The organism is Microcoleus sp. CAWBG58, assembly GCF_020883045.1.
Classification (GTDB): Bacteria; Cyanobacteriota; Cyanobacteriia; order Cyanobacteriales; family Microcoleaceae; genus Microcoleus.
The window spans coordinates 1-6,228 of sequence record NZ_JAHRFA010000160.1 but is presented as its reverse complement, the minus strand read 5'-3'; the positions used below and the strand labels follow the sequence as shown (position 1 = coordinate 6,228).

Genomic DNA, 6,228 nt, shown 5'->3' with positions numbered 1-6,228 from the left:
CTCAGAAAGAGTAAGATGGGTGTAGCTCATGGGGGTGTCCTTTTGTTGTGGTAAACATTAGACTATCCCTGTGAGTCCCCCTTGGTCAAACTCCTGGGTGTTGCACTTCAGATTTGAACTGGCGAATTACTAATTCATTACCTAAAATTTGGAGATGTTCCAATTCCCCATCAAAATTCTGGAAATCATTTTCGACTCCCCTCCCGTATTTTTGCTCGTATCATACCCCAATTCAGCAACGCCGACGCTCTGTTCACAGACAAGTTTGAGTTGGGAAGCTGCTTGAAGTATGGGTGAAGACCCACTACTAATTCTTTCATGGAGTAGGGGTAATGCCCAACTTCAAGAGTGCTTCAGATATCCACGCAATCGTACTGTATCCCTGACCCACAATTACACCCCTTTGATATTCATGGGTTCTATCTTGTAACGTTTTGGCATCTGCTCTCTCCCATGCAGTGTGGTCAATTGCTACTAATATGTGTTCTGTTGGGGGTGCTTCTTTCTGTAATTGCTTCAGATACAACTCCATGAGTTTTTTCCGGTCTGGTCTTGTGTCTTGTAATGCTTCGTAAACACGGCTTGCCATTGACGCTTGAATAATGGATTGAGTGAAATTCCGCGAGAGATGACGCATTCGGAGTGGTCATCACTGCATCCATCAGCTCGAATGTTGCATATGAGAGCTTTCACCAATAAATCGTATGCTGCTTGACGAAAGTCCTTTAATCGTTCACTGTTCATTTAGGGAGTGGATAGGTTTTATTTTTCACCCTCATTCTCTCCCAGCGCGGTGGCTTTAGTTCTTCTTTTGCCACCGTTCTCATCTTTGGTTAGTCTAAACTACAGTGAATAACTTGGCTCGTTTAATGCGTTTGATAATCAACGCTTCTGTTGCTGAAAGTTCAATTGGAGGATGCCATAAGTGAGGGCGCATAAAGTTTCTTTCTTTTTCCTGATTGTGAGAATTTAACAGGCTTCTCAATTCACATATCATTCCAGTTTGTTTTGTCAACTCCTGATACTGTACCGACGCCCTAGGGTGCGTAATGTGGGTTGAATAGGGTCAAGATACAGACTTTTGCTGGCTGGGTATCATGACCAACGCCCAGTAGGGAACCTGGGCCGGATCGACATCGCCGATCGCCCGAATGGACTGATTCGGCATAGTTACACGTTCTATATATAGTGCACGATCGAATTGTCCCAACTCAATCAGCACGTCTCGAACTTTCGCAAAGTGCCTCCCCAGCTTAATAATCACCGCAGCATCAACCAGCGCCAGTCGATCGCGCAAAACATCAGCGTCCAACGTCGCAGGCATAATGCTTAACACATCGTTGCGGTAAGTCAGCGGCACTCCCAGGGCACTCGCACTCGCCATCGTCGAAGAAATTCCCGGCACAACTTCGGTGGTAAATTTGCCCGACAAACGGTTGAACAAATACATAAACGTGCCGTAGAGAAAAGGTTCGCCCTCGCACAAAACCGCCACATCCCGCCCTTCGCTGAGGTGGGTGGCAATTTTCTGGGCTGCAATATCGTAATACGGTTGAGACGATCGCGTGGGACTAAAAGGTAGCGGCATCGGAATCTCAATTTGCTCCGGGCGCAAGTAATCTGCGACGATCGCACGCGCGAGCACCTTACCATTTTCCATCGCCGGATACGCAATCACCGGTACCGATTGCAAAATCCGATAAGCTTTCAATGTAATCAATTCCGGATCGCCAGGGCCGATGCCCAATCCGTACAATTTACCAGTAGTCTTAGTCATAGTTCGTCCTCTTTAGCTAACGCATTTACGGCTGCCGTTGCCATTGCACTACCACCTCGCCGCCCTTGTAGGGCGATAAAAGGTACTCCCCGACTGTTGGCAGCGAGTTCGGCTTTGGATTCGGCAGCCCCCACAAATCCTACCGGGAAACCCAGAATTAAGGCCGGTTTAGGGGCTCCAGCATCTAGCATTTCCAGCAATCGGAATAAAGCAGTCGGGGCATTGCCGATCGCCACAACTGCACCATCTAACTTATCTAGCCACAAATCGAGTGCTGCTGCCGATCGAGTATTGCCGATTTGCCGCGCCAACTCCGGTACATCGGGATTCCAGAGGGTGCAAATCACTGGATTGTCTGCGGGAAGCCTTTTGCGGGTGATGCCTTCGGCTATCATCCTGGCATCGCACAGAATTGGCGCGCCTGCTGCGAGGGCTTTGCGCCCGTGGGTGGTGGCAAGGGGGGAAGCTGCTAAGTCTTTAACGATGTCGATCATTCCGCAACTGTGAATTAGTCGCACTGCGACTGTTTCTAAGTCTGGCGGCAGGTTTGATAAGTCTGCTTCGGCGCGGATTGTGGCGAAGGATTTGGTGTAGATTTCTGTTCCGTCTCGGATGTAGTCAATCATTAAGATAATTGGGAATTGGGAATTGGGAATTGGGAATTGGGAGACTGTACTTAACTTTATTTGAAATTGTTATTATGCAATACTCCGGACAGTTCTTGGAACGATACTACAAGCTTTACAGGCTAAGGATCATGAAAAAGTCGAATTAAATGCCGCGTCTGGGGTGGACATGACTTTGATTTAATTATCCACAGTGGCTCAAAGTCAAGCGAGGATAAGTCATTGGGCCATAGAAAAACTGTCCGAAGTATTGATTATGGGAAGTTTGTTTGATTTGTGGAATAGCTTTTTGAATGAACCGCGAAGGCACTAAGGGCGCGAAGGAAGACAGAGAAGAAGGAATGATAATATTTTGTCTATTTTAAGGGATATTTTTTCACTTTTAATTGTGAGTTACTGGGCTCAGTAATTTCTGCAATTTGTCGATCGCCCACCGATCGCAAAATTGGCCAAATGACTCGCGAGGTTCTCGAAACCGCTGGTAGACGCGCAACATTCGCTCGATCGCACTGGACATCTCGGCTACACTGACGGCTCGGAAGATTTGCCGTCCAAAGGGCAAGTCTTTTCTACCTGCATAAATGTTGTAACCTGCGATGGTTTCGCCTTTCTGCTGAATCTGAATTCCTACTAGGGTGATGTCAATAGGCTGGTGTTGGGCGCAGGACTTTTCGCAGCCGCTGAAATGTATATTGATCGATCGGTCGATCGTCCATTTTTGGGCTAAATCCCTCACCATTGCTAGGGCGTGACTTTGAGTATCTGTCGCCGCTGACGCACAGCCGCTGCTACCGGCGCACGCAACTAAGCAGGAATCTAGGTGAGTTGCAGATGAGTGCAATCCTAAATCGGCGATTTGCTGTTTGACCTCGAAAACCTGGGAGTTGGGGATGTCAGAAATCAGCAGATTTTGCCACGGCGTAAGTCTTAGGGTGCTTCCGCCTAGATTTTGGGCTAAACTTGCCAAATTTCTCAGTTGATTTGATTCTAGCTTGCCTAGGGGCAGTGCAATGCCGATGTAGGAGAAACCGGACTGTCGTTGACTGTGAATCCCGAGATTGCCGTTGGGTGCGCTCGTGACAGGCAGGATGCCTGTTCCACAAGAGTTGTTGGATATGTCTTTTAGAAAAAGTTCTATCGCCTCTTGACGCAATGCAAACGGCAATTTTTTCTCTACTTTTTCTAGATACTTTGCTGTGCCCCAATCAGCAAGAAGATGACGCAAACGCGGTTTCTTGCCATTGATTCTAGGCTGATTTTTAGTGTATTCAAGATACGCGCTAGTTAAGCTTGCTAATACTAAAATACATTGCGATTCTTCGATTATAATTCCTGTATCGACGCCATTGAAATGCAGACTAAAAATAATTTCGGAATTTGGCTGTCGCCTTTTTGCCACTAATAAAATATCATTCCGGAAATTCCGGATAGAAACTAATTCTCCGCCATCAAAGCCAATACTGAATTTAGCGGAAAGTTCCGATAACTCAGGATGAGTTTGCAGGTAATTATCCCAAGCTGCAACTAGCGGGCGAGTATCCAGTAAGTTTTGGCGATCGATTCCTGCTGTCGGACTTGCCATTATATTGCGAATTGGATCGACTTCAACGCGGCGAGATGCTAATCCCAATTTCTGTAAATCTTGCCAAATTGACGGGGGAATTTGCGAGTGCAATTCTCTGATTTGTAAATTTGCCCGATTTGTGACTTGCAAACAGCCACTACTGTAGCGATCGACAAAATTGGCGATCGACCAACACTGCTGTACATTTAAAATTCCCCCCGGAATCCGCATTCTCGATAAAACGCCGTCTCGGGCTCTGGAACCGGAAAATAAGCCCGGACAAGTCGGTAATTCACTCAAACTCAACAAAGAAACTCCTCCCCGTGTGACGCAGGGAATGTAAAATAAACTCCTGAAATCGGCATTCTGGCTTTGACAGTTGCGGCACAGCGCCGGAATTACACCGGACTTTCCCACTTTCAGGTTTAAGAAATATATCATAAGTCGATCGCCAGCAGCCCAAAATCTCGAATTTCTTAACAAATGCCCGGTTATTCTGTATAGTTGCTAATACGAACTCGCCAGTAAGCCGGAATATTCCATTTGTTAATATAAATTTCCCGCTCCCCAGCCAGCAACCGCCACCAAAACGGTAGCCAAACTTCGTGCAACCAAGCTTCTTGATAACCTTGTCGCCAACCAACGTCCTCTCCTGGAAACATTACCCAAGGTGGCATGATTTCATTTCCTGTTTCCATTGTGGCAATCTGCGACAGCATCCATTCGTCCCATTTGTTTTTATGATTCGCTAAAAATCTGATTTTTTGATAAAGAAACATAACTATTATTTTAAATCTCGAAAAGTTGATTTTTATTGAGATATTTTTCAGGGCGACACACCCTACGGAAGACTGTTGCATGATTTTTGAAACACTACTTACGAATCAAGAACAAAGAAACCGGATTTTTTATATAACCTGTTGGCGACAACGAATAATTTTCGCACAAAACCCGGTTTCTCGCCATACTTAATGCTAATTTTTCTCAAAATCAGCATTAAGTATGGCAAGCAAAACGACGGTAGTAAAAACCGCTGGGCTTGTGATACAAAACCCAGCCTGTAAAACAATCCTCCGGCGGTTCGCCAAATTTGTTTTGACCCTGTATAGGCCCTGGGCCGCTATCTCCACAGCGAAGATTGTTCGTATCCATTAGGATTTCTCGATCGATTTGAGAATCTCCAGATATAGGAATCAATACTTCGGACAGTTTTAGATCTAATCGAGTATCTCAAACCCTTGATGGCTATAGGGATGAGTATTTTTTCAATCTTTAAGTCTAGCCCGGAGTTTCAAAAAAACATTAAAAATGCCAGGGCTTACGCTGTAACGCTTACAGAGTCGTTAAAAAAATGTCCGAAGTATTGAGGAATAACACCAAATAATTTTTGGCGATCAGCAGCTTGTGCCAGAAACCAAGCCTGAATAATTTTAAAACCCACATTCCGCAGATGTGGGTCTGATTTTTTATCAGTTGTGAAAACTTGGAAGCCAAACGCTTTTGGGCTGAAATTATGCAGTGTTAGCGTTACAGAAGCTTGTTGAATTCAACTAAATTAAGTAATTTGAAATAATTGACTTTTTCTCACATATTCACATTGCTTTTTGTTGCGATTAATTATTTTTTTAAGCATGGTAACTTATGGCAAAAGCAAATTATCTTGACCAATTAATGAAAATTATTCACAAATATCTATACTTCAAACTCAATCTTTATTCACTTGAAAACATTAAATAGTATTGACAACAATACTCTCCTAAATATCGCAAGATATTTTGAAGTTTTTTGGTTAAATTACTGACCTGCTTCGCTCCATTTATTGTCACTAAATGCACCGCCTGAAACATCTGAAATATCCAGCGCATTGTCGGCTTATTGGTCAATTTCTTTACCTGATTTTTCACTTGCTTGTTGGTATAGCAATCCTAAATAATTTTCTATGTATCGGTGGTATAGGTGTACTGATTGATTTTGGGGAAACTAAATTTATGTTCCTTGGTGAAAAACTCAAACAAAAATTTGATGATTTTAAAAGACTTACATGGTTCTTCTGGAGTCAAGGTGATAAGCAAACCTAATCAGAAAAGCAAGCTAATAGCCTTGCTCGAAAGTTATCAAAGTTCATAAAGCCATAGCGCTCTTTCATCACTCTGGGCAAAATAAAACAACGGCATACCAACTTTATCCAGAGTCTAATGTTGTATATCCACGAAATTTATTCATCATATTTAATAGTTCTAGAAATCCGGCTTTAAGACATG

7 protein-coding genes, 1 pseudogene and 1 riboswitch are annotated in these 6,228 nt (G+C 43.9%); of the genes and pseudogenes, 1 reads left to right on the top strand and 7 read right to left on the bottom strand.

Features of this window, described 5'->3' with window-relative positions:
* Positions 1 to 316: 316 nt before the first annotated feature.
* The 7 genes and pseudogenes from QZ918_RS32795 to QZ918_RS33375 form a co-directional block, all read right to left on the bottom strand.
* A complete protein-coding gene (locus tag QZ918_RS32795) occupies positions 317 to 589 on the bottom strand; it encodes a hypothetical protein (protein ID WP_293343207.1) in 273 nt (90 codons plus the stop codon).
* A gap of 477 nt (positions 590 to 1,066) precedes the next feature.
* Positions 1,067 to 1,777 (bottom strand): precorrin-2 C(20)-methyltransferase, encoded by a 711-nt coding sequence (cobI, locus tag QZ918_RS32790; protein WP_293343204.1) that lies wholly within the window; start codon positions 1,775 to 1,777, stop codon positions 1,067 to 1,069.
* Positions 1,774 to 2,403 carry a precorrin-8X methylmutase gene (locus QZ918_RS32785; RefSeq protein ID WP_293343201.1) on the bottom strand — a complete coding sequence of 210 codons (630 nt, stop codon included), beginning with the start codon at positions 2,401 to 2,403 and terminating at the stop codon, positions 1,774 to 1,776. Before QZ918_RS32785 ends, cobI begins: the two co-directional genes overlap by 4 nt.
* A gap of 382 nt (positions 2,404 to 2,785) precedes the next feature.
* The gene (cobG, locus tag QZ918_RS32780) at positions 2,786 to 4,276 is read right to left on the bottom strand and encodes a precorrin-3B synthase (RefSeq protein ID WP_293343198.1); all 1,491 of its coding nucleotides are present in this window, start codon (positions 4,274 to 4,276) and stop codon (positions 2,786 to 2,788) included.
* A gap of 42 nt (positions 4,277 to 4,318) precedes the next feature.
* Positions 4,319 to 4,398, bottom strand: a riboswitch (adenosylcobalamin-variant (AdoCbl-variant) riboswitch).
* 60 nt (positions 4,399 to 4,458) lie between these two features.
* Positions 4,459 to 4,746 (bottom strand): hypothetical protein, encoded by a 288-nt coding sequence (locus QZ918_RS32775; RefSeq protein WP_293158224.1) that lies wholly within the window; start codon positions 4,744 to 4,746, stop codon positions 4,459 to 4,461.
* A 217-nt stretch (positions 4,747 to 4,963) separates the two neighbouring features.
* Positions 4,964 to 5,164 (bottom strand): hypothetical protein, encoded by a 201-nt coding sequence (locus tag QZ918_RS32770; RefSeq protein WP_293343195.1) that lies wholly within the window; start codon positions 5,162 to 5,164, stop codon positions 4,964 to 4,966.
* Between the two features lie 515 nt (positions 5,165 to 5,679).
* Positions 5,680 to 5,883: pseudogene (locus QZ918_RS33375) on the bottom strand (IS1634 family transposase); the annotation flags it as partial.
* On the opposite strand from QZ918_RS33375, the gene QZ918_RS32765 reads away from it, so the two are divergent.
* Positions 5,797 to 6,045 (top strand): hypothetical protein, encoded by a 249-nt coding sequence (locus QZ918_RS32765; RefSeq protein ID WP_293343192.1) that lies wholly within the window; start codon positions 5,797 to 5,799, stop codon positions 6,043 to 6,045. The pseudogene QZ918_RS33375 and the gene QZ918_RS32765 sit on opposite strands and share 87 nt — an antisense overlap.
* Positions 6,046 to 6,228 lie beyond the last annotated feature (183 nt).

Excerpts from the sequence above, each read along its gene's own strand:
- QZ918_RS32785 (WP_293343201.1), bottom strand. The coding sequence starts at position 2,403 with ATGATTGACTACATCCGAGACGGAACAGAAATCTACACCAAATCCTTC.
- QZ918_RS32775 (WP_293158224.1), bottom strand. The coding sequence starts at position 4,746 with ATGTTTCTTTATCAAAAAATCAGATTTTTAGCGAATCATAAAAACAAA.
- QZ918_RS32795 (WP_293343207.1), bottom strand. The coding sequence starts at position 589 with ATGGCAAGCCGTGTTTACGAAGCATTACAAGACACAAGACCAGACCGG.
- cobI (WP_293343204.1), bottom strand. The coding sequence starts at position 1,777 with ATGACTAAGACTACTGGTAAATTGTACGGATTGGGCATCGGCCCTGGC.
- QZ918_RS32765 (WP_293343192.1), top strand. The coding sequence starts at position 5,797 with ATGCACCGCCTGAAACATCTGAAATATCCAGCGCATTGTCGGCTTATT.